Genomic DNA, 19,767 nt, shown 5'->3' with positions numbered 1-19,767 from the left:
CATCGGCCACCTCGTCACAACCATCGAACCAGCCGAATGTTCAAACTACTTCGAAAGCGCCGGATACGCTTCCGTCAAAACCTGAAAGGCTCTAGAAGAGGTAGACTTGTGAACAAAGCCGTCGCGGTACTCGCTGTCGCTGGACTACTCGCGTTCGGCCTCTTGTGGTCAAACAGCCAACTGCGACTCGAAAGATTCGAGGCTGCGATCTTTCGCGCCCTGCAGGAACAGCACCCCTCGCTGACAAGGGTAGATGCGCGACTGCTGCGCGACGGTCCCACGTTCACCGGTGTCGCCGTGCCGAAATACTATCTCTGGGCTCGCCTCTTCTCAAAAGACACGGAGTTCGATGCGGTCGCTGTCCGCATTGCTGACGACACTGGTGGGGTTGAAGTCCTACAAGTCGTATCACGCGGTGAGATACGTCGCGACTCGGCCACGTTGCACAATATCTTCCCAGCGGTTTTAGTTCCAATAATCGTCGAGCTCGCGAACGACACAGATCGTTTACCGTAGTTCAGAGAAAGTCGGAGCTTACGGGTGAGAAATACGCCAGTGTCAGGATCGACCCCCATAACATTGCTGAAAGCTGCGACACGGCTGTTCCGAAACCCGAAGTCAGCGAGGGACCAAGGAACGGCACCGCAACAAGCATAGCCACTGTGGCGCACAAGCCGAACCATCGTCCCCATTTTCTGAAGAAGAACAGGGCCACAGGCGGGACAACGATTGCCAAAAGCGCTATCGCGGAAAGTGTCACGAAAACGGCGGGACTGAACACCAAAGGCTGCACAACCTCCCTGGCATATGCCGCAGACAGTTCTTCCGAAACCTGTGCAGGAAAATACTGTGCGTCAACCGCTACGGCGGCAAGCGACGCGATATAAAAGAGGATCAGAAGGCGGAAACGCGTTTTCGTCATATCATCAGTCATGTAGCGGTCAGCCATCCAAAGAATGCTCCGATGGCCAACAACACGACTATAAGCGCGATCGCGCGTTCCGGTCCGACGGTTGTCGCTATCGCCGCCTCGAACAGGCTCTGGACTGTCAAGTATGCGGAAAAAGCGCCTATCACCAATCCGAACCAACGAATTGTCACCCATACCGAGTTCCCTTGGGGCGGAATGTCCCCACCAAGGAAGAAAATCCCCAGTCCTGCTAATGCCATGGCTCCAAGAGATGCGGACGTTGTGATGGCGGATCTAGTTTCCGAAGCACGTTCCTCAGCAGATCGACGAGGGAAAATGTTAAATTTCATTGTTGTCCCTATTATTGGTTTTCCTCTGAGCCATGCTCTATTTGCGTGTTCCATCCAGATAGGGGAAATATTTGACTGCAAAGAAGATGAAATATGGAGCGAATACGCCATACGAATAAATCATCCACGACCAATAGAGCTTAGGACTTATCAGTTGGTCTGGACCCGGTCCCTTGAACGTTACGCGGTACATTCCGCCAATCTCTTCCTTAGCGATGGGAATGCCGCCGATCTGTTTTGTTAGGAAAAACATCGTGAGAAACATTGCAAAAAACAGGATGATTTCCCAGCCTCGTGGTTTGAACAGGATTCGTACCCAACCTCGGAGTTTTCCCGGATATTTAGTGTTTGTCATCCCACAAACCGCTTCCGTTATGGGCCGCTCGAGTCACCTGTGCCGAAGCATGTTCATAGCGATATCGGGGTATTCGGCGTTCGCGTGGCGCAACGATCCGATTACTAAAATGTCGCAGAGCAAATCCATGCCGTGGATCATTGGGCTTTGCTCGAGGGCGAGTCTTTGAGAGCGGCAATCAACTTGGTGATGTGACGTTCTCGAATATCTGCGCTCCTGGCTTCTTGGATCGTTCTGACGTGCTTTTGCCGAAGTCCGAAAGGCAGCCGGTCGAAAGACGCTCTGGCTTGCGGATAATTATTGAGCGCCTGCGCAAGTTCGGCGGGCTCGACGACTTCACGCGGCTCCTCGTCGATCTCGACATCGATCTCGACGATATCGCCTTCGCTGATCCTGGCGGCGGCGCGGTTGGCGGCACTTATCCCGATAAGATGCTGCCCGCGCATTGCGGCCACTCTGCTGCGCCAGGTATGGCCGTTGATCGTGATCGTCACGGGCGGCCGGCCCGCAGGCCCGAGCGCCTGCATGACGTCGTCAGGCACCTCGACGCCTGTCGCATTGCCGGAAGGAATGAGTTGGGCCCGGAATTTCATCTAACTATCCCTGCAACGTTAATCCAATCGTACCAGTACGCCTTCCAACGAGGCGAGGAAACGTGGCGTCTAGAGACTCAAGCGCATTATCGTCGGCATGATAGAACATGATTTCGCGCCGTGAGGCAATAGCGGGCATAGTCCATGTTGCAGCGGGCTCGCCGAATGTCGCCGCCCTCAATTGCACGTTCGAACGACGGTCGTAATTCAAGCCACGCCGCCATCGGCGACCAAGATCGATCGATGCGGTCCCGCAATTCAGGTGCAGCTTCTATAGCCTTTCATCGCCAAGTGCTCATGTTTCTCTGCCCCCCTTATTAGAGAGGCGCATTTCATCTTTTCAGAAGCGCTACTTCAAGATGAAATCACGAGTTAGAGACCCGATCATAAACCCGGCCGTAGCGAATTGTGCCGCACCCGGCACCGGCCCTCCTGCGATGGCCCCAACCCCGGACCAGAAGGAAACCTCTCCACCAATATGTTGAGCCGTTTCAATCACCTGGGACGCTCCACCGGAGACTGCGGTCAGTTCAGCACCGTCCAGTTCTCGAATAAATCTGTTCATCTATCATATCCTTCTGTTCATTCTCACTTTTAACCGATCGTTTTCACTGGACGATCAGTGCCAAGACAGCGGGCGAGTATGTGTTTCCCGGCCGGGACTGCGATGCGGCATTCGGAAGTTTCCCAATCACTGGAAGAAAATCTTCGCCAACGCCCTGCTCGCCGATGTTACGCCGCACGTCCTGCGCCATGGCTTCGCGCGTATGGAGAACGATCGGCATCACGGAAGAGCCTTATAATCGCCATGGATGCCCATGATCTAAGCTTTAGATTTCGGCCTACTCAGATCCTCGTCACGATCTGTCTCGTCGCCACTCCAATCAACTCAAGACAAATCCTCGCAGCTCTTATTATTGCAGATATACAAACATCGTTCCGCCGGCAGTGGGATACCAGCACACGGATAGATCGGGACCGAAATCGCAACCTGTGCCGTTGGCATTGTTAAAACCTGATCCACCTTCGGTGCTGCTCCAGCCACTGTTGACATTGCTGAAATCGGCTTTGCCACCACCAACCAGTTCAAGCTCGTTGAAAGTCAATTCGCGGGCTGTTTCGATTTTCGTGATATTCCTGTTCATCGCGTGTTCTCCAATTTTTAAAGGGTGAACTCACTCACCCCTTTGGGAAATTTATAGGAGAAGCAATCAAGCGTCATTAGTACAAGTATACTATGTCTGGTTGACGACTAGAACATCTGTACTATCGACACCGGCGCTGCATTCAATATCATTGGGGCGAATTTCGACTTCTCGCCAACGGCATGACAATTTCATGTGCTGGCAGAATTAAACAGAGCCGATTTTGACCATAGCTGTCACCCACATTCGTCAACCGATGTTGCGGTGAGATTGCGGCGAATCGGACCCGACGAGTATCATTCCAGATGCCATATGTGGCATTTCCGCTTGTCTCAGCTGCAGACCCGGCAAGATCAGGCTCATTGACTGGGTCGAGGATCGGCGTGGACAAGCAACCCCTGTTCAGAGCGGAAGCACAGCAAGCCCGGGCTATGGCATGGCTCGGTTCGCCGCGCCTTCCGTCCAGCCTATCCCTGCGCCTGATCGCCGGCATTTCGGCAATCATAGTAGTTTTGATCTGTTCCTTCCTGACATTCGGCGAATACACCCGTCGCGTTCGCGTTCAGGGCGTCATCTTGCCCACCGAAGGGTTGACCCGCATCACCGCTCCCGCAATGGGGTGGATTCGTGACATGCGCATCAAGGAAGGTTCGGCCGTCCGCCAAGGGGACATCCTTTATACGCTCAGCCTGGACAGTACGACCTCGAACGGTGGCACACAGCTTGCGGTTATAGATCTTCTGAAGGAGCGCAAGGCCGAGATGCAAGCCGACCTCGCGCGCCAGCTCGATATCGATGCAGGAAACAAGCACAGCCTGATCGAGCAGGAAAAACATCTGGCCGAAGAACTGGCCCAGGCGGACGTGCAGATCCGCACCGCCGCAGCAAACCAAGATACTTTCGGGCAATGGGTCGACAGGCAACGAGCGAATCTGGAGCGCGGCATCGGAACCCGTCAGCAATTGGAAGCGCGGCAGCAAAGTTATATGAACCAGGAGAGCCAGCTCGAAGCGCTGAGGCGCGAGCGCATCCAGATCGCCGCCAGGCTGTCCGACATACGCGACAAGCTGGCGACCTTCGATCTGCAATCAGCTTCCGACCGTGGTGCGTTGCTCCAGCAGATCATCGATGTCGAACGCCAGATTTCCGAGGGTGAAGCGAAGCGCGAGATAACGGTGACAGCGCCGCGTGCCGGTCGCGTGACAGGGATCGTTACTCAGGCTGGACAGACTGCCGTCGCAGGCACACCGCTGCTCACCATCCTGCCGGACGAAACCCCACTTGCCGCACAACTTCTGGCGCCCAGCAGCGCGATTGGTTTTGTGCGCGAGGGCGACCGGGTGCTTCTGCGCTACGAGGCGTTCCCCTATCAGCGCTTTGGCCAGTTTCCCGGCACGGTCACGCTCATCTCTCGCGCGACCTTGCGGCCTGAGGAGGTAGAGCAATTGCTGACCAGCGGTCTTGACGATCAGCAGGTGAGGTCTGTCTACCGCATCACCGTCCGCCCCGACCAGGATCATGTTATTGCCTATGGCGAGAGCGAGCCACTGCAGGTCGGCATGCAACTCGAGGCGCATATCCTTGCTGACACGCGCCCGCTTTATCAATGGGTCCTCGACCCGCTTTACAGCCTGCGCGGACGGATGGTTGCGAGCGGCAACGGGAATACGCCATGACGCGATTACAAGACCATGCCGACCTGCTACGCGGATTGGCGGACCGCTTTCGGGCCAGGACGCCGGTTCTGATCCAGACCGAGGCGGCAGAATGCGGGTTGGCCTGTCTCGGCATGATCGCCGGCCATTATGGCCATAAAGTCGATCTGGCTGCGATGCGTCGTCGGTCTGCCGTTTCCCTCAAGGGAATGACGCTGCGTGATCTCGTCAATGTCGGCAGCGACATGAACCTTGCGACACGCGCACTGCGGCTCGAACTGGACGAGCTTCGTAATCTGCGCCTGCCATGTGTCCTGCACTGGAACCACAATCATTTCGTCGTACTGACGCAGGTCGGGCACTACAGCGTAACGATCCATGACCCGGCGATCGGACGGCGCGTCCTGCCTCTCGATCAAGTGTCGCAAAGCTTCACCGGGGTCGCACTGGAAGCTTGGCCCAGCGAAGCGTTTGAGCCGCGCAACGAGCGGGAGGCAATCAGCCTCCTCGACCTCGTCCGCCGCACCGCGGGCATCGGGCGGGCCGCCATCCAGATCCTGATGATCTCCATCCTGCTGGAGATCATCACCATCGCGATGCCGATCGGCTTCCAGCTCGTCATCGACGAGGTGGTCGTCGCCGCCGATTTCGACCTTCTATCCCTGATCGCGCTGGGTTTGGGGCTGCTGCTGGTCATGCAAGTGCTGGCAACGCTCGCACGCTCCTGGGCAACGATGCTGTTCGGTGGCCACCTCGTTCTGCAATGGAAGGTCAGTCTGTTTGACCAGCTTATGAGGCTGCCACTGGAGTTTTTCGAGAAGCGCCATGTCGGCGACGTCGTTTCGCGCTTCGGTTCGCTCGATACCATCCAGCGGACGGTGACGACCAAAGCCATCACGGCACTCCTCGACGGTGTGATGTCCGTTGCCTTGCTTGCGATGATGTACATCTACGGCGGCTGGCTCGTCTTCATCGCAGCCGCAACCGTCCTGATCTACATCGCGCTTCGGCTGGCAACCTACCTGCCTTACTGGTCCATGTCGGAAGAGGCCATTCTCTTCGAGGCGCAGGAGAACTCGCATTTCATCGAGAGTGTACGCGGCATGGCGAGCCTTAAGGCGCTCAACCTCGAGCAGCGCCGGCGTAGCGTGTGGATCAACCATCTGACCGACCGTGTCGGCGCCCGGCTTCGCATCGAAAAATTCAACATTCTTTTCGGCGCCGCCGGGCAGACCCTTTTCGGCATCGACCGTATCGTGATGATCTATCTTGGCGCGCGCGCAATCCTGGAGGGTAACCTCTCTGTCGGAATGCTCATCGCCTTCTTGAGCTACAAGGATCAGTTCGCGTCGCGCGTCAACAGCTTCATCGACACGGCAATGGAATTGCGGATGCTGTCGCTGCATGGCGAGCGTATCGCCGATATCGGCTTGGCCGAGCCGGAGCATGGCGCGCTGCAAAAGCCTTCCAGTCTCACCCTCAGTGCCCGCAACGGTGCCAGTTCGATTTCGGTGCGCAGTCTTCGGTTCCGCTATGCCGACGGGGAACCGGACATCTTCAGCAATCTGGATTTCGATGTCCGGGCAGGGGAGTGCGTGGGCATCGCAGGGCCTTCGGGCGCTGGCAAGTCGACGCTGCTCAAGATCATGGCCGGTCTCGTCAGCCCCACAGAGGGTCAGGTCGCGGTAGACGGGATTCCTCTACCAGCGATGGGGCTACATGCCTTCCGTGACCGTGTCGGCTGCGTGCTTCAGGACGATCGTTTGTTTGCTGGCTCGATAGCCGAGAACATAAGCGGCTTCGAGCCGGACGCCGACCCGGCCTGGCTGCTGACCTGCGCCCGCATGGCCGCCATCGACGAAGAAATCCTTGCCATGCCCATGGGATTCGAAACCCTCGTCGGCGACATGGGAAATTCGCTTTCAGGAGGCCAGCGCCAGCGGATCGTACTGGCGCGAGCGCTGTATCGCCGTCCCGGCATCCTGCTGCTCGACGAAGCGACCAGCAGCCTTGATCCGGATAATGAAGCGCGTATCAACAAAGCAATCCGGCAGTTGCCGATGACCCGTGTGATCGTCGCTCACAGGCCCTCAAGTCTCGCTGTTGCCGGCCGGCTGATCCGCCTGGGGGCGCCGCAGCCCGTACGTCTGCGGCAGACGGGCGAAACCCAGGATGCCGGATGATGATGGCCTCTCCCATCCTACATACGGCCTATGTCGAGTGCGATAATTCAGGAATTATGCTGATGCAGCCCCTTTTGTCCCGGCAACCCGGTGAAAGCAGATGCGGTTGATGAAATAGGATCGGATCATTCTGGCAGACGATCATCCGAACTTCCGCGACAGGCTGCGCGGGCTCGCCCATCGCCTTGCCAGGAGCGACGATCGAGGAGGTCGGCTCGTTCGGCGAGCTTCTCTCGATGACGCGCTCAGGGCCCTTGTCCTCCACGATCATCGCCGACCTGATCTTCGCGGGGGAAAGCGTCGAGCCGAAGCTGGGCGCATTGCGGCAGGAATTCGAACGCACCTCCATCATCGTGGTCTCGATGGCGCGAGGGCGCCGGCACGACCGAGCAGATCATGGCGCAGGGGTTGACGAGTTTCATCAGCACGAGCGTGCCGCCCAGTGCGCTGTCGGCTATCGCATCCGTAAGGGACGGGCAAAACGTCATTCGGCTAGAAGCGCCCGACAACCCCACGACGGCGCCCGCCGTTGCCAATATTTTGCTGACGCCGCGACCCGGGCCCGGTCGGGCGTGACCAACGGGCTGCGCGTACTTCTGGTCAAAGACGACCGGGATGTCCTGAGCGCCACCGCATTGTTGCTACAGAAATGGGGGCCGGGTTCAGGCGGAACCAGTACCGCCACGAAGCGCGGCGAATGGGACGTGCTCATCACGGATTTCGACCTCGGCGAGCACCAAACCGGATCGGATTGAATTGCGGCGGTAGCCGTACGCACCCGCGCACCCGTGCTGGCCGGCTAGAACAGCTTCACCAAAATCGGGCACAAATTCCGGCGCCGGGGTCGGACGTTTGGAAACGGAAGCGCGTCGGGCCGGAATTGCCGCGACGCGCTTCAATTTGTGACGGAACTGACCGGGTCGGTCTTCCTTCGATCATACAGGTCCTGGCTTTATTTGCACGAGGACGTGTTTCTCTTCCTGAGTTCCTCCACGATCTCCTGATACTCTTGCTCGGAGACGGTGATCCCGCCAATGTTTTCGAAGGGGTCGCAACCGCCGCCCACAATGGCCAACTCGCTCGAATCGAGCTCGCGGATCGTAGCACGGTTGCCGGCATGAATTGTATTCGCCATCTGTATCTCCTTCTGGTCCAGTTGAAATGGTCGCCTGTCTGGCAAGGAATCAAGATCGACTGACATCGCGTATTGAAACCCGCCTATCTGTCTAAAACACCGGCCCAGATGGAACCAGTAGTACAGACGCACTACCCCCGTTCGGCCAATAGTGCATTTGCCCTAGTAGACCGCGCGACTTCGAAAAGTAATGATGTTGTGTGGCCGATGGGCAAAAATATTTGACGAGGTACCTGATGCGAAAAGTTGCTCCAATGGACCTGGAGAAGGTTACAGGCGGCGTTGCGCAAACGCCGGATCGCTGGACCGGTGAAGACGGCAAGGGCGGATGCCTGACCAACGAGCCCGGCAAAGCTCTAGCGGCGGGCAGCCAAGCCCGTTTTTGAGGAGGCAAGGATGAGAAAGCTTCTTTGTGAAGAACGCGATGCGGTAGCCGGCGGCATCTCACTGGGTGGTGGTTTCGGCTACGGTCCGGTGCCCGGCTTCGGCAGCGACGATGTCCCCAACGGCCTGACTTATGGGAAGTCCTTCGATTCGGGATGGAGCCTGAGTGCCGGCTTCGCCAAGGACGGCACTCGCGGCATCGAAATCCGCTACGACTGGAAGTAATCCGGGCAGCAAACGTTCAGGGGTAAAAGCCCTGTCGGAATTCTTGAACCGAAAGGAGATTGTTCATGAGGGAACTGCAATTCACCGAGCAAAAGGCCGTCGCAGGCGGTGTCACAGCGGGGCCGAATGGTGAAACCTGCACCGAGCGGCACGGTAACGAGAAGAAGAAGTAGCAGGCTAGCCGACATACCGCGGCGGGAAATAGTCGTCGGTATGCAAATTCGAGCCGATGCCCAATCGAACAGGACCAAGGTATCGCGGATTCTCGCGTGATGCCCTGGTTCGTCGTTGTTGAGCGATCGGACATGATCGGGGCCGGGCGACGATATCCGAAGGAAGACGGATACCCACCGTCCGGTGGAACGACGGTCCTGCAATCGGGCCTTCGAGAGTATCGGTTTCAAAGGAGGATCTCATGCGACTGTTGCGAGCTTCGGCTGTGGGGCTGATGGGTTTGATTCTGTCGTCCTGCGTCTCGGAAGGCAGCTACAATCAGGCGCAGGAAGCGATGCGCGGAAGTCCGGCTCTGAAACGTGACGGCATCGCCCGGTGTTACAAGGGAACCTCACGGGCCTCGGCCGCGAGTAAGGCGCACATGGCGAAAGTGATGAACGTCAGTTCACGCAGCAATGTCGCCCGCATTTATTGCACTCGGGCCTTCAACGGGATCGCCAGCGGCCGGATCACATATACCGATTTCCGGACGCGCAGCCCAAAGTTTATCCGAGTGATTCAGGGCAGGTAAGCACCATAAGTTCGGCCCTAGGGTTGCTCTCCTCACTGTAGACCTGCGCACAAATGTGACGCGTCACTACAACTCCGATTTCTCGAACTGGATCAAAGCGGCTGGTCGTCGCATTATCTTGACTCTTTTCCGATCTAAGAACAAATCACGAACGTCCTGCAAGACCGGAACCCGGAGGTCCAGGACGAACGTTCGGCTCCAACCCGCCACCGACGCTTTGTGCGCGCAGATCGAGAAGATCGAAGGCCATAACCGCCGCTTGAATCGGTGCTGCTCCTCGGTCTCGCCGCCGTCGATGTACGCTTGCCCGTCCGCGGGCTGACACGCGAGGCGTCGCGCTGGCGTTGAGTTAAGCCATCGATCACGGCTTTCTCGGCCTGCGGTTGCAAGAATCTCAACTGTGGAAGCAGTATCTGATCACCAATGGCCGCTGCGCTGGCGGCGGTGCGATCCCTTGAAGGACCTTGGCGGGATCGAAGTTTCCGAGGAAGAATATCAGCGGATCGTGGAAGAGCTGAGGAAGAGGAGCAGCACCCCAAGCGGCTAGATCCCGCCTCGACTACATCGACTTACGGAAGGTCATCTCGACCGGTATCCGTCATTGATAAATGCGGCTCGTGGCCGGGGCTGGCGCTTCTCCCATCCTGCAAGGATGAGGTGCCGCGGCCCGGCCCGTATAATTCCTCCTACTTTCCCGGCGGGGCCTGAGTATCGTCAGACTCTAATCTGGCTAGGATATCTTTCTGCCGGGCAGGGTCGTGGCCGCGCGTAGTGCAAGCGTCGTCAATACGGCCCGCATCTCTGCAGGACGTACCGGCTTCGCCAGGACAGGAATGCGCTCATCGACGAGCTCGGCTCTCACCCTGCCCTCATCGTGTCCAGTCATCACGATCGCCGGCACCTGACGCTGTGCCAATTTGCGCACGGTCGCAATGCAGTCGGCACCCGTCCGCTTGCCGCCAAGATCAAAGTCGGTAATGAGTATATCCCAATTCGCCGGCTCGCGTGGAGGGGAAGGCTCGGCCTGGACAATGCAGCCCCATTTTTCGAGAAGCAGTGTCGTCGCACTCAGAACATCCCGGTCATCCTCGACCAGTAGTACGCGTAGTCCGTCGGGTGCCATCGGCAGAGGCGCGGCTGCCATCGTAGCCGCCGCTGGCGCCGGAACGATTCTTAACCCGGAAATAATGACCCTGGTTCCCTTCCCTTTGGTCGACATCACCGCAACATCAAAATCCATCAGGCGTCCAAGGCGTCTGACGATCGCCAGCCCCAGGCCGACACCTTCCGCGTTGCGGTCGCCGCGTTCGCGAACCTGGTAGAATTCGTCGAACACGTGCGGCAAGTGTTCTGCGGTGATGCCATCCCCGCGGTCATGGATCTCGATCCTTAATTGCCCGTGCTGGCGGCGGCAACCGATCAGCACGGCGCTGCCAGGGGCGTATTTGAGGGCATTGCTGACAATGTTCTGCACCATCGTCGTGAGCAACACGGCATCTGCTTCAACGTAGCAGGAAGAGTGTACAACGTGCAAAATCGAGTTAGCCCATCCGGCAACCTGGGAATTCTGACGGGCTACGTCCGCCAGCAGTTTGCCGATTTGGACAGGCCGTAGCACCGGTTGAACTCTTCCGCTGTCGAGCGTGGAGATATCTAGCAAAGATCGAAACAGCCCCGACACGCTGTTGAGGGAACGGTCGATGTTTTCCACCATTGTACGCTGTTCATGGTCAAGGCCGGCGTCACGCAGACAGGCGGTGAACAGACTGATCGCGTGGATCGGCTGGCGAAGATCATGGCTCGCTTGCGCGAGAAAGCGGGACTTAGCGTCATTCGCTTCCATGGCTTCATCCCGGGCAATTTGTAGCCGGTTGAGGAGCATGAAAATATATGCAGGCACCAGCAGCGCCGCCAGAAGAAAACTCAGCGCCATATAGGGGTTGGCCTGCCAATAGCTGTTCGTCAGATAAGCTACCGAAAGTGTCACCAACGCGCAGCCCGTCGCCGCCGCCAGATACGGCTGTCCATAGCGTATCCCGTTGCCAGCGGTGACCCAAAGCACGAATGCCGTGATGGGCAGCATTTCGGCCCCGCCCGCGACCAGGGCAAAGGCCATCATCGTGTAATCATTCGCCATGGCGAAAGCTCGCCGAGCAAGGTTGTAGCCGGGCCGGCGAATGACATGGCGCAACAGCAAAACCGACAACGGGACAGCTATCGATGAATAGATGACGAATGAGCGAAACACCCAGGCCGGATACTGCGTCGACGATCCGAGCAGCCAAATTGCATAGATCGCGACCATCGGCACGATGATCACGCGGGTCAAGGCCTGACCGCGCTCGACGTCGTAGTCCTGACCGTCCTTGCCTAGGAGAAGTTGGCTGATGCGCGAATACAGCGATGCCACGCTGTCTGCCAAAGTCACGACCACCTTATCCACCCACATACTCCGTATGTCTGCCATCCCGCAGCCAGCCAGATAATTCTCGCTAGCTACCTGCTTGTCCGCGATCACTCCGATCTCTATGTCGGCTCTACAAGCCTAGGTATATCATCTTTCGGATGAGCCATAACTCCGTCCCCGCGCAGATCTTACGGTATGGGCGGCGTCAGCAGGCCGTCGTTGAGAGCCTTTGCTGTCGCTGCGGAGCGCGTAGTGACGTTGAGAACCTTGAGCAAGGCGGAAACATGGATACGCACTGTGAAGGGCGAAATACCAAGCTTAATTGCGATTTCTTTGTTAGTTTTGCCTTCAGACAGCAAGCGCAGAACTTCTACCTGACGGGGCGTCAGCAGGACATCGTGATGCATGAGCTGCGGCGGCAAACTATCGGGGGGTTCGAGCTGAACGATGGCTTCACCGTCTCTTACGGACGCGATTGCCAGAGCCAAAGCTCGAGGCGGTACGCTCTTGCTGATAAAACCATTCATGCCTCGCGCCATGATGCGCTCGGCCGTTTCGTTATCCTCGATCATCGATACAACAATGATGGAGGTGCGTTCGAATTCCTGTCGCAGTGCATCCAGCATCGGTTCGATGTTTTCTCCGGCGAAGATAAGATCAGCAATGATCGTCGTCGGGGCCTCCGCCGAGCGCGCCAGCGAAAGAAGCTCTTCGTAGGAACCAGCCTCTTCGATGATTGATTCTGGTGCGAAGCGCTGTATCAGCCGGCGAAGCCCATCACGGAAAATCGGATGATCGTCAGCAAGAATAATCCGGTCCTGTTTCAACCCCTCCACACCCCCTCCGGAATTCACTGGGGTGAGAAGTTTAGCATCTGCATGCGATGCAAACCATAGCATCTGGATAGAACAGATGTGCTAGCTTGTATTCTTGGCTGCTTCGTAATCAGTCACAGACTTGGCTCTAGGCGGTGTGGTCGGATTGCCGCATGTTGATCGTAGAGAATTTCGCAGATGCGCTATGTCTGATTCATGGTGAACCGACTGATTTGGAGGTCGCCGATGTCCACGAAGATGGCAGATGCGGATTGGTCGGTGACGTTAGAGGGGTTTCGTGCCTCACTGCCACACCGCGGCGACGAGTGTCGTGATGACCGGCTGCTCCTCGTAGCGATGCACTATTTCTCGCTCACTACATCTCCTGGCGCGCGCTCCCGGAGGGGTTCGGCAAGTGGAACAACGTGTAGAAACGCTTTGATCGGTTGAGCAGGTCGGAAGTGTTCGAGACGTTCTTCGATCACCTCGCCGAGCTGTCGTCGTCGGCCCACCTAGTTCAGATGTTCGACAGCACCATCGTGCGCGCCCATGTCTCGGCAGACTGCGCCAAAGGGGGCAGAGGGGCAAACACTTGGTCGCTCGCGCAGCGGCTTTTTGACATGCATTCGGGACCGCTTACTGTCAAGCTTGACGCCTTGGGACTTCGCCCAAGACGCCCCCCGCGCATTAGTCGGATTTATGAGCGAGCAGACATCGGGCGACTTTCAGCTTCATATTGGCGAAAAATTCGAAAGCAGGCTTGAATAATCACCTGTGCGGGGATACGGCTGTCTGGCCACCATGTCCGGCGTATCCTGAGTGTTGGGGTAGGCATAGCCGTCGAGGGCAAAACTCATCTTGGTGTGGGTAAATTTATCTCGAAAGAAGCAACCTCAAGCTCCATACCTCGATGCGGGGGCTTTGGCTCGTAATCGAGTTAGATGTACTTATGTTACGGAACTTCGTGGTTGACATCATGGTGTGACATTTACGAAAGAGAACGTTGTTTTCCACAAGAAAAAATAAGCGTTTATTAAATTGTGGCAAAAACATGTTGCACAAACGCAGCTCTCAATCCCATTGCTGTAAGTAATAATAAAAGTTGGGCAAGGGAAGTTTTATGCGTATACGGCGGGGCAAGTTTGTATTGTTCTTTGCGGCTCTTATTTGTGCATCGGGTAATTTGCTGCCACCTGCATGGGGTGGGGATGGCGCCTTTGTCGGGCTTGCTCATGCTGCTGATAGCAGCATATCAGGCGGTTTAGGGTCTGGTGGCAATGCGCTTGGGGCCGGAAGCGGTAATTCGGGAGATGTAAGTGCCGACAACGTGATCGGAGAAACGTCACAGCCCAATCCGAGCGAACGGACCGTCGATTTGGCGTTGCCCATTCCCGCCTCGTCGGACGGAGCGACAGGAAGTGATGCCTCAGGAAGCGCGCCATCAAATCCAACAGATACGCTGCAGCCACAGGGTGAGATCGCACCGGCGCTTAGCACGATCACGACGGAGCCCATTTCCACGCCTGCTCCGACCGGTGCCCCTGAGAAGGCTTCGACTCCTGATGTTCGAGGAACGGGCAATCTTACCCATAATATTGATATTACCGTTCCAGGGTTCCGCGGGCTTGAGCCAAAAATTGTGCTTAATTATAATTCTGCGCGCAAAACCAAGGTCAGTGGCCTTTATCAAGGTTGGCTGGGTTATGGCTGGGGGCTGAATGGTCTTCATGTAATTGAACGTGGTAGTCTCGGCTATGGCGTACCAGCGTTTGATAGTAGTGATGTCTATCTACTGAACGGTGAGCAACTGGTAAATTGCAGTGCCGGTGTCGTATCCCCGTCATGTGCCACAGGCGGCACACATGCGACCGAGATTGAAAGCTATAATCGCATTGCATTCAATTCGAGCGCCAATGAATGGCGGGTGACGGAGCGAGATGGGACCGTATCGCTTTTTAAGCCGGTGCAGTCTTATTCCGGTGCGACGCCCACGGCCGGTACGCCAGCTTATGATCTGCAGCGCAATTTCCGCTGGTTGCTGGCATCGGTCATGGACACGAACGGCAACAGCGTCAAATATAACTATAATTGTGACCACGCTCCGGTCTGTTATCCCTCGACGATTGAGTATAATGGGTCAAAAATTTCATTTTATTACGAGTCTCGCCCTGATCATCTATTGATGGCAAACGGACACACGATTTCGTCCACAATTCGGCGGATTAAGAGTATTGCGACTTGGACGGGTGCAGCCTAAGAACACTGTTTTGGCCGGGCAAACACGCCGTAACTCGTATGTTCATTATGGCCCGCCTTACAAGCAAAGCGGGCCATAATCGTAATCCCCGAGATCGAGCGGATCAAATTCCCCGAGGATGACATTGATTGAACGAACTAGAAATCGACCGTCCGCGCTATATGAACATTCTCATATGCCGCGGACCGGTCTGGAGCTGGCGGATAAATCCAGACCGTATTGATCTCCTGTTTCACCTTCTTCGCTTCGGTGCCGGTGATTTCAACTTTGCCAGACCATCCACGTGTAAAAATTGCAGCGTCAGCACCGAGATCAAGGCAAACAACATATGCGGGCTGATTATACGCCAATGTTGGCTCGCCTAAGAGTTCCGCAGCTGCATTATGGCCTGCAAATGCGCCAAGTCGACGTGCATGCTGACAGGACATCAGCGAAAAATTTCCCTCATTGTCGGTTGCCGCCTTTGCGGTATCTCCAGTCGCGAAAATCTGAGCGTGACCAGGTACGCGAAGATCCGGTTCCACTATTATACGTCCGAGCTGGTCTCTTTCTGCCTCGAGCTGACTTGTGAGCGGAGAGGCGCGCATGCCTCCCGACCAGATAACTGTCGCCGTCTCGATCCGTTCTCCGTTATCAAGCGTTACTGAATTCTCGTCGAGTTTTGCAATTCCCGTGTTTAATCGGGTCTCTATACCAAGTTCTTTGAGACGCTGCTCAATATATGGACGTGGATTTTCTCCCATTGCCGGAGCGACATGCGGATTCCGGTCCACAATGATGATGCGCGGACGAGCCTTGGAACCCAGAATACCACGCAGTCGCGTTTCGAGTTCGGTAGCGACTTCCAATCCTGTGAAACCCGCTCCGCCTACCACAACTGTGTCTCGTGCGGGGCTTGCCGGATGATCAGCAAGCCTGTGCAGATGCTGGTCCAGTATTACAGCTTCTTCAAGATGGTTGGAGGCAAAGCCGTATTCCTCAAGCCCGGGAATTGGTGGCTGAAAACCGCGACTGCCAGCAGCAAGCACGAGTCTGTCATAGGATTGCAGGACGCTTCGACCTTTGCCATCTATGATCGCAACTTGGCTACCAACAGCGTCGATCTTTTCTACTGTACCAGCAATGAAATTGATATCAGTAGCGGAGAAGAGATCCCCAAGAGGAGCCGTCATCTTATCGGGCTCGGGTTCATAGAGCCTGGGGCGGATGACCAGCTCAGGTTCGGGGGACACGACGGTGATCTTCAAATCCTCAGCTGACACGCTCTTTTCGTGCCTCAGCCGAGAGGCAGCCAAAGCTGCCATAACACCGGCAAAACCGGCGCCAACAATGAGGATATGCTTGGACATGATGTTTTCTCCTGTTTACGAAATGCCGGTAATGGTGGGCATTTCGACATTCGTCTGTGTTTCGGACGTGCTGGCTAGTTTCCAGTATCGAGACGGTGAACACGATAGACAGACATGTAACCCCTCCGATTGATGCGTGATCTCGTGCCTTCATCAAGAGATCCCGATATGCCAACTTGATACTGTTTGCTGAAGCCGCAATCGCGATCTCTGCTTTCAAACTGCTTTACCAAGTTGCTTTCAAAAATATCGCGGGAGACAACATAGGGTCGATTGGCTGATGGCATGGAACGTCCTGTGCGTCATACGGGGCCACTTACGCCCAAAGTATTGGTGCAGGGTCGTCGAGAACAGCGCTAACATCCAGCTTACGGAGTGGGGCATATCCCTGTTGTCATCGTTGGTTCAAAGTTTCGGTTTCAAAGAATGCTTCGCTCGGATTTTTCTCATCACGTCGACTGACGATATGCGCGAGAGCTCGTTTCGCCCGGCAACAGCCATCTCGATATTGTTTGCCTCGCATAACGCTGCAAAAGTTACCATAACGCCGCCGACTTCCTGTTCAGGAATACCAGTGTCCCGAGTGTAAACATATTCAACGATTTGAAGTATGGTAGTCTTGTCGCATCCCAGAGACTGGGCCAGTTCTACGGCTTCTTCGAGAAACCGCCGATTTCTTTCCGCTCTGTCGTTCGCCAGATCCCTTCCGAAACACTCAATCACCCAGTTCCAGGCCCGTCTCTGGAAACCTACACCATTCAGTGCTTCAGCTTCTTGCATCCCAGTCAAGATGATCACCTGTGAAAAAATTCAACTTGCAAACGTGTCAGAGAGAAATTTGTTACGAGAACAACGTCTGACCTGCATATAAAGATTGATGAAGTTTTGCAGAGTTTAATTTGCCGAGCAATCTATACTTGTTGACAGGATTTGAATGATCCCGGTGGCAGCTGTTCGCCACCGAGGTTTCATATATCTACGGTCGTTCAAACACGATTATTCCCGCTTGAAAGCTAACGTTGCCACTCAAATTCCGGTCTGATCTGGTAATTGCTTTTCTCGCGGAGGAAGAAAGCTGCCAGCTTGAGAAAGGTCAGGCCACGGCAATACTGTTTCACCGCAAACCTTCCAGTTGCCCTCCTGCTTTCTAAGGCGTAGTTCATAAAATGCAGGGGTCGCTTTCTCACTCATCTGGCGAAAGAGAATGACAGTGGCTTCATCTCCCTGCGCTTCAATATGAAGAAATCGTTTTGTGGTAAGAAGAGGAAGTTCCCCTGCGTCTCGTCGTGACCGGAACTCCTCGAATATTCCCGCTTTCGAAAAGCGGGAGATTTCGCCATCTGGCGTCAACACCAGGAAAGCCAGATCTTCCGAATACAACTCTTCCATTTCGTCCATGCGATAATGGCTGCCCACTTCTGCCAGTTTCTCAACAAAAGCAGCAATTTCAGAATTATTCTGTGTCATAAAGCCAGATCCTTCAAACAAGCGACATTCCGCCATCGACGTGGAGATCAATGCCATTGATGAAGCTGCTCGCCTGTGAAGCCAGGAACAGAGCGGCTCGTGCCAGTTCATCAGTTGTTCCCAGTCTGCCTGCGGGAATGGTTTCGGCCATCAATTTGAGAAACGGTTCGCGTTCGACATCTGAGATTCCTAGTTTGCCCAGGATTTCAGTATCTGTGGGTCCTGGGCTGATAACATTTGCTCTGATACGCCTGTGCTTGAATTCGAGAGCCCAATTCTTCACAAATGCCACCGCAGCCGCCTTCGAACCGGCATAGACTGTATGATCAGGAAGGACCTTGGTTGCCGCCAGAGAACTGGTGACAATAATAGTGCCATCGTCATTTATGAGTGGCGATAGTGTCTGGACACCGAAGAAGACACCTTTTGTATTGATGTTGAAATGTCGATCATAAATATCTTCAGTTACTGCCTCAGACGCTTTAAGGTCAATGACACCGGCATTTGCAAAATAGATATCGAAAGCGCCGAAGCGATCGGAGATCTCATCTGCCACCCGTTTATGGTGGGAAAGATCGGAGACATCGCCGCAGATGCCAATGGCATTTCCGCCGATGTCTTTCAGTGCTGCGTTTAAAGCGTCCTGTCGGCGAGCAGTTATGACGACCTGTGCTCCGTTCTCCACGAATAGTTTAGCAGTTGCTTTACCGATGCCACTGTTGCCGCCTGTGATGACGGCCACCTTGTCTTTGAGAAGACTCATATACTTTCTCCATATTGATCTGGGGGTAAAATATGGATTTGATCTGTGTTCCATTAGCCCATGGCTGGGTATTTCACTTTTGCTTCCGGAGTTCGAATGCCAAACCTTTTGAATGAAACCGCAGGTCTTCTGGCATTTGTGCGCACTGTGGAGGCAGGTTCCTTCAGTGCAGCAGCTCGGCTGCTCAAGACATCTCCTTCAGTTGTTTCCAGAAGTGTCGGACGACTTGAAAAGCTCATCGAAGCGCGTCTCTTTCTAAGGTCGACGCGTGCTCTCGTACTGACCGCAGACGGACATTTATTATTCGAGCGCCTGTCTCCCCTGCTTCGTGAACTCGATATTGCCGATGATGAAATCAATGCACGCAAGGAGATATCAGGTCGTGTCCGCTTCTCCATGTCTAGCGAACTTGCCCCACTGTTCCTTGACACCATATTGTCCGGCTTTGCTGCGCGTTACCCGAGAATTCATCTTGAAATCGGCCTGACCGATCGTCACGTCGATATTATTCGCGAAGACTATGACGTGGCATTTCGAGTTGGAGCGGTCGAGAATGGTGATTTGATCATTCGCCGACTGGCCGATTTTGAAATGATTATGGTCGGTTCTCCGGATTTTGCGAACAATCATGGTTTGCCTGGCACGATAAAGGAAGCCGCCAGGTTGCCCTTTGCAAGGTATATGGGCAATGGATACCCGAACGACGTAAAGCTGGATGATGGTACTCACTTCGTCCCACAAGGACGTGTCGATTGCGATTCAGGCCAGGCATTGAAAGCCGCTGCCAGACATGGTCTCGGTGCAGCTGTTGTGATGCGTTGTGTGGTTAAGGACGACCTCGAAAAAGGAACTCTGGTCGAAATTTCGAAAATGCTACCACTTCCGTCTATGCCGTTTCACGCTGTGCATGCCTATAAGCGCCTGGTTCCCATGCGTGTGCGCGTTCTTTGCGATATGGTCGAAAGCCGAGCAAAATCATTGGCTTCATCGTGAGGCCATATTTAGGTTTCTTCATCAAACCAGCCTTGG

The 19,767-nt window shown here is 55.3% G+C and carries 22 protein-coding genes; 10 read left to right on the top strand and 12 right to left on the bottom strand.

Annotated features, from left to right (window positions below):
• The first annotated feature begins 108 nt into the window (after positions 1–108).
• The gene (locus FHS76_RS20480; protein WP_183657447.1) at positions 109–516 is read left to right on the top strand and encodes a hypothetical protein; all 408 of its coding nucleotides are present in this window, start codon (positions 109–111) and stop codon (positions 514–516) included.
• 1 nt (position 517) lies between these two features.
• Here the strand turns inward: FHS76_RS20480 and FHS76_RS20475 are convergent, their stop codons facing one another.
• Positions 518–922: a hypothetical protein gene (locus tag FHS76_RS20475; protein WP_183657444.1), complete on the bottom strand. Its 405-nt coding sequence runs from the start codon at positions 920–922 to the stop codon at positions 518–520.
• A gap of 42 nt (positions 923–964) precedes the next feature.
• Here FHS76_RS20475 and FHS76_RS20470 point away from each other — a divergent pair, with 42 nt between their 5' ends.
• Positions 965–1,504 (top strand): hypothetical protein, encoded by a 540-nt coding sequence (locus tag FHS76_RS20470; RefSeq protein ID WP_183657441.1) that lies wholly within the window; start codon positions 965–967, stop codon positions 1,502–1,504.
• A 248-nt stretch (positions 1,505–1,752) separates the two neighbouring features.
• On the opposite strand, the gene FHS76_RS20465 is transcribed toward FHS76_RS20470, so the two are convergent.
• The 4 genes from FHS76_RS20465 to FHS76_RS20450 all read right to left on the bottom strand — a co-directional run bounded on the left by FHS76_RS20465 (position 1,753) and on the right by FHS76_RS20450 (position 3,353).
• Complete coding sequence (locus FHS76_RS20465; RefSeq protein WP_183657438.1) at positions 1,753–2,208, bottom strand: YdeI/OmpD-associated family protein; 456 nt, start codon at positions 2,206–2,208, stop codon at positions 1,753–1,755.
• Between the two features lie 349 nt (positions 2,209–2,557).
• A complete protein-coding gene (locus FHS76_RS20460) occupies positions 2,558–2,773 on the bottom strand; it encodes a hypothetical protein (RefSeq protein WP_183657434.1) in 216 nt (71 codons plus the stop codon).
• A gap of 43 nt (positions 2,774–2,816) precedes the next feature.
• Positions 2,817–2,993 (bottom strand): hypothetical protein, encoded by a 177-nt coding sequence (locus tag FHS76_RS22815; protein WP_183657431.1) that lies wholly within the window; start codon positions 2,991–2,993, stop codon positions 2,817–2,819.
• Positions 2,994–3,122: 129 nt separating this feature from the next.
• Positions 3,123–3,353 (bottom strand): hypothetical protein, encoded by a 231-nt coding sequence (locus tag FHS76_RS20450; protein ID WP_183657428.1) that lies wholly within the window; start codon positions 3,351–3,353, stop codon positions 3,123–3,125.
• A gap of 383 nt (positions 3,354–3,736) precedes the next feature.
• On the opposite strand from FHS76_RS20450, the gene FHS76_RS20445 reads away from it, so the two are divergent.
• The 3 genes from FHS76_RS20445 to FHS76_RS20435 all read left to right on the top strand — a co-directional run bounded on the left by FHS76_RS20445 (position 3,737) and on the right by FHS76_RS20435 (position 7,946).
• Complete coding sequence (locus tag FHS76_RS20445) at positions 3,737–5,029, top strand: HlyD family secretion protein (protein ID WP_183657425.1); 1,293 nt, start codon at positions 3,737–3,739, stop codon at positions 5,027–5,029.
• On the top strand, positions 5,026–7,191 hold the full coding sequence (locus FHS76_RS20440) for a peptidase domain-containing ABC transporter (RefSeq protein ID WP_183657421.1): 2,166 nt from the start codon (positions 5,026–5,028) through the stop codon (positions 7,189–7,191). Before FHS76_RS20445 ends, FHS76_RS20440 begins: the two co-directional genes overlap by 4 nt.
• Before the next feature lie 236 nt (positions 7,192–7,427).
• Positions 7,428–7,946, top strand: a complete 519-nt coding sequence (locus tag FHS76_RS20435) for a hypothetical protein (protein ID WP_183657418.1) — start codon at positions 7,428–7,430, stop codon at positions 7,944–7,946.
• A 197-nt stretch (positions 7,947–8,143) separates the two neighbouring features.
• On the opposite strand, the gene FHS76_RS20430 is transcribed toward FHS76_RS20435, so the two are convergent.
• On the bottom strand, positions 8,144–8,326 hold the full coding sequence (locus tag FHS76_RS20430; protein ID WP_183657415.1) for a hypothetical protein: 183 nt from the start codon (positions 8,324–8,326) through the stop codon (positions 8,144–8,146).
• Between the two features lie 236 nt (positions 8,327–8,562).
• On the opposite strand from FHS76_RS20430, the gene FHS76_RS20425 reads away from it, so the two are divergent.
• The 3 genes from FHS76_RS20425 to FHS76_RS20415 all read left to right on the top strand — a co-directional run bounded on the left by FHS76_RS20425 (position 8,563) and on the right by FHS76_RS20415 (position 9,680).
• Positions 8,563–8,712, top strand: coding sequence for a hypothetical protein (locus tag FHS76_RS20425; protein ID WP_183657413.1), 150 nt, complete (start codon positions 8,563–8,565; stop codon positions 8,710–8,712).
• Between the two features lie 10 nt (positions 8,713–8,722).
• Entirely contained in the window at positions 8,723–8,935 is a 213-nt protein-coding gene (locus tag FHS76_RS20420; protein ID WP_183657409.1) for a hypothetical protein, read from the top strand.
• A gap of 415 nt (positions 8,936–9,350) precedes the next feature.
• Complete coding sequence (locus FHS76_RS20415) at positions 9,351–9,680, top strand: hypothetical protein (protein WP_183657406.1); 330 nt, start codon at positions 9,351–9,353, stop codon at positions 9,678–9,680.
• Between the two features lie 730 nt (positions 9,681–10,410).
• Here FHS76_RS20415 and FHS76_RS20410 read toward each other — a convergent pair.
• Positions 10,411–12,123: a hybrid sensor histidine kinase/response regulator gene (locus FHS76_RS20410; protein WP_328700549.1), complete on the bottom strand. Its 1,713-nt coding sequence runs from the start codon at positions 12,121–12,123 to the stop codon at positions 10,411–10,413.
• Between the two features lie 152 nt (positions 12,124–12,275).
• Positions 12,276–12,923, bottom strand: coding sequence for a response regulator transcription factor (locus tag FHS76_RS20405; protein ID WP_328700548.1), 648 nt, complete (start codon positions 12,921–12,923; stop codon positions 12,276–12,278).
• Positions 12,924–14,022: 1,099 nt separating this feature from the next.
• On the opposite strand from FHS76_RS20405, the gene FHS76_RS20400 reads away from it, so the two are divergent.
• Complete coding sequence (locus FHS76_RS20400) at positions 14,023–15,159, top strand: SpvB/TcaC N-terminal domain-containing protein (protein WP_183657401.1); 1,137 nt, start codon at positions 14,023–14,025, stop codon at positions 15,157–15,159.
• A gap of 137 nt (positions 15,160–15,296) precedes the next feature.
• Here the strand turns inward: FHS76_RS20400 and FHS76_RS20395 are convergent, their stop codons facing one another.
• From FHS76_RS20395 to FHS76_RS20380, 4 genes are all read right to left on the bottom strand, one after another.
• Entirely contained in the window at positions 15,297–16,508 is a 1,212-nt protein-coding gene (locus FHS76_RS20395) for an NAD(P)/FAD-dependent oxidoreductase (protein WP_183657398.1), read from the bottom strand.
• Between the two features lie 405 nt (positions 16,509–16,913).
• Positions 16,914–17,288 carry a hypothetical protein gene (locus FHS76_RS20390; protein WP_183657458.1) on the bottom strand — a complete coding sequence of 125 codons (375 nt, stop codon included), beginning with the start codon at positions 17,286–17,288 and terminating at the stop codon, positions 16,914–16,916.
• Between the two features lie 246 nt (positions 17,289–17,534).
• Positions 17,535–17,975 carry a nuclear transport factor 2 family protein gene (locus FHS76_RS20385; RefSeq protein ID WP_183657395.1) on the bottom strand — a complete coding sequence of 147 codons (441 nt, stop codon included), beginning with the start codon at positions 17,973–17,975 and terminating at the stop codon, positions 17,535–17,537.
• Positions 17,976–17,988: 13 nt separating this feature from the next.
• Positions 17,989–18,738 (bottom strand): SDR family oxidoreductase, encoded by a 750-nt coding sequence (locus FHS76_RS20380; RefSeq protein ID WP_183657392.1) that lies wholly within the window; start codon positions 18,736–18,738, stop codon positions 17,989–17,991.
• 96 nt (positions 18,739–18,834) lie between these two features.
• Between FHS76_RS20380 and FHS76_RS20375 the strand changes: the two genes are divergently transcribed.
• A complete protein-coding gene (locus FHS76_RS20375) occupies positions 18,835–19,731 on the top strand; it encodes a LysR family transcriptional regulator (RefSeq protein WP_183657389.1) in 897 nt (298 codons plus the stop codon).
• Positions 19,732–19,767 lie beyond the last annotated feature (36 nt).

Source organism: Brucella daejeonensis, assembly GCF_014199265.1.
Lineage (GTDB): Bacteria > Pseudomonadota > Alphaproteobacteria > Rhizobiales > Rhizobiaceae > Brucella > Brucella daejeonensis.
Note: the sequence above shows the minus strand (reverse complement) of the source record. Positions and strands in the feature narration are given on the sequence as shown.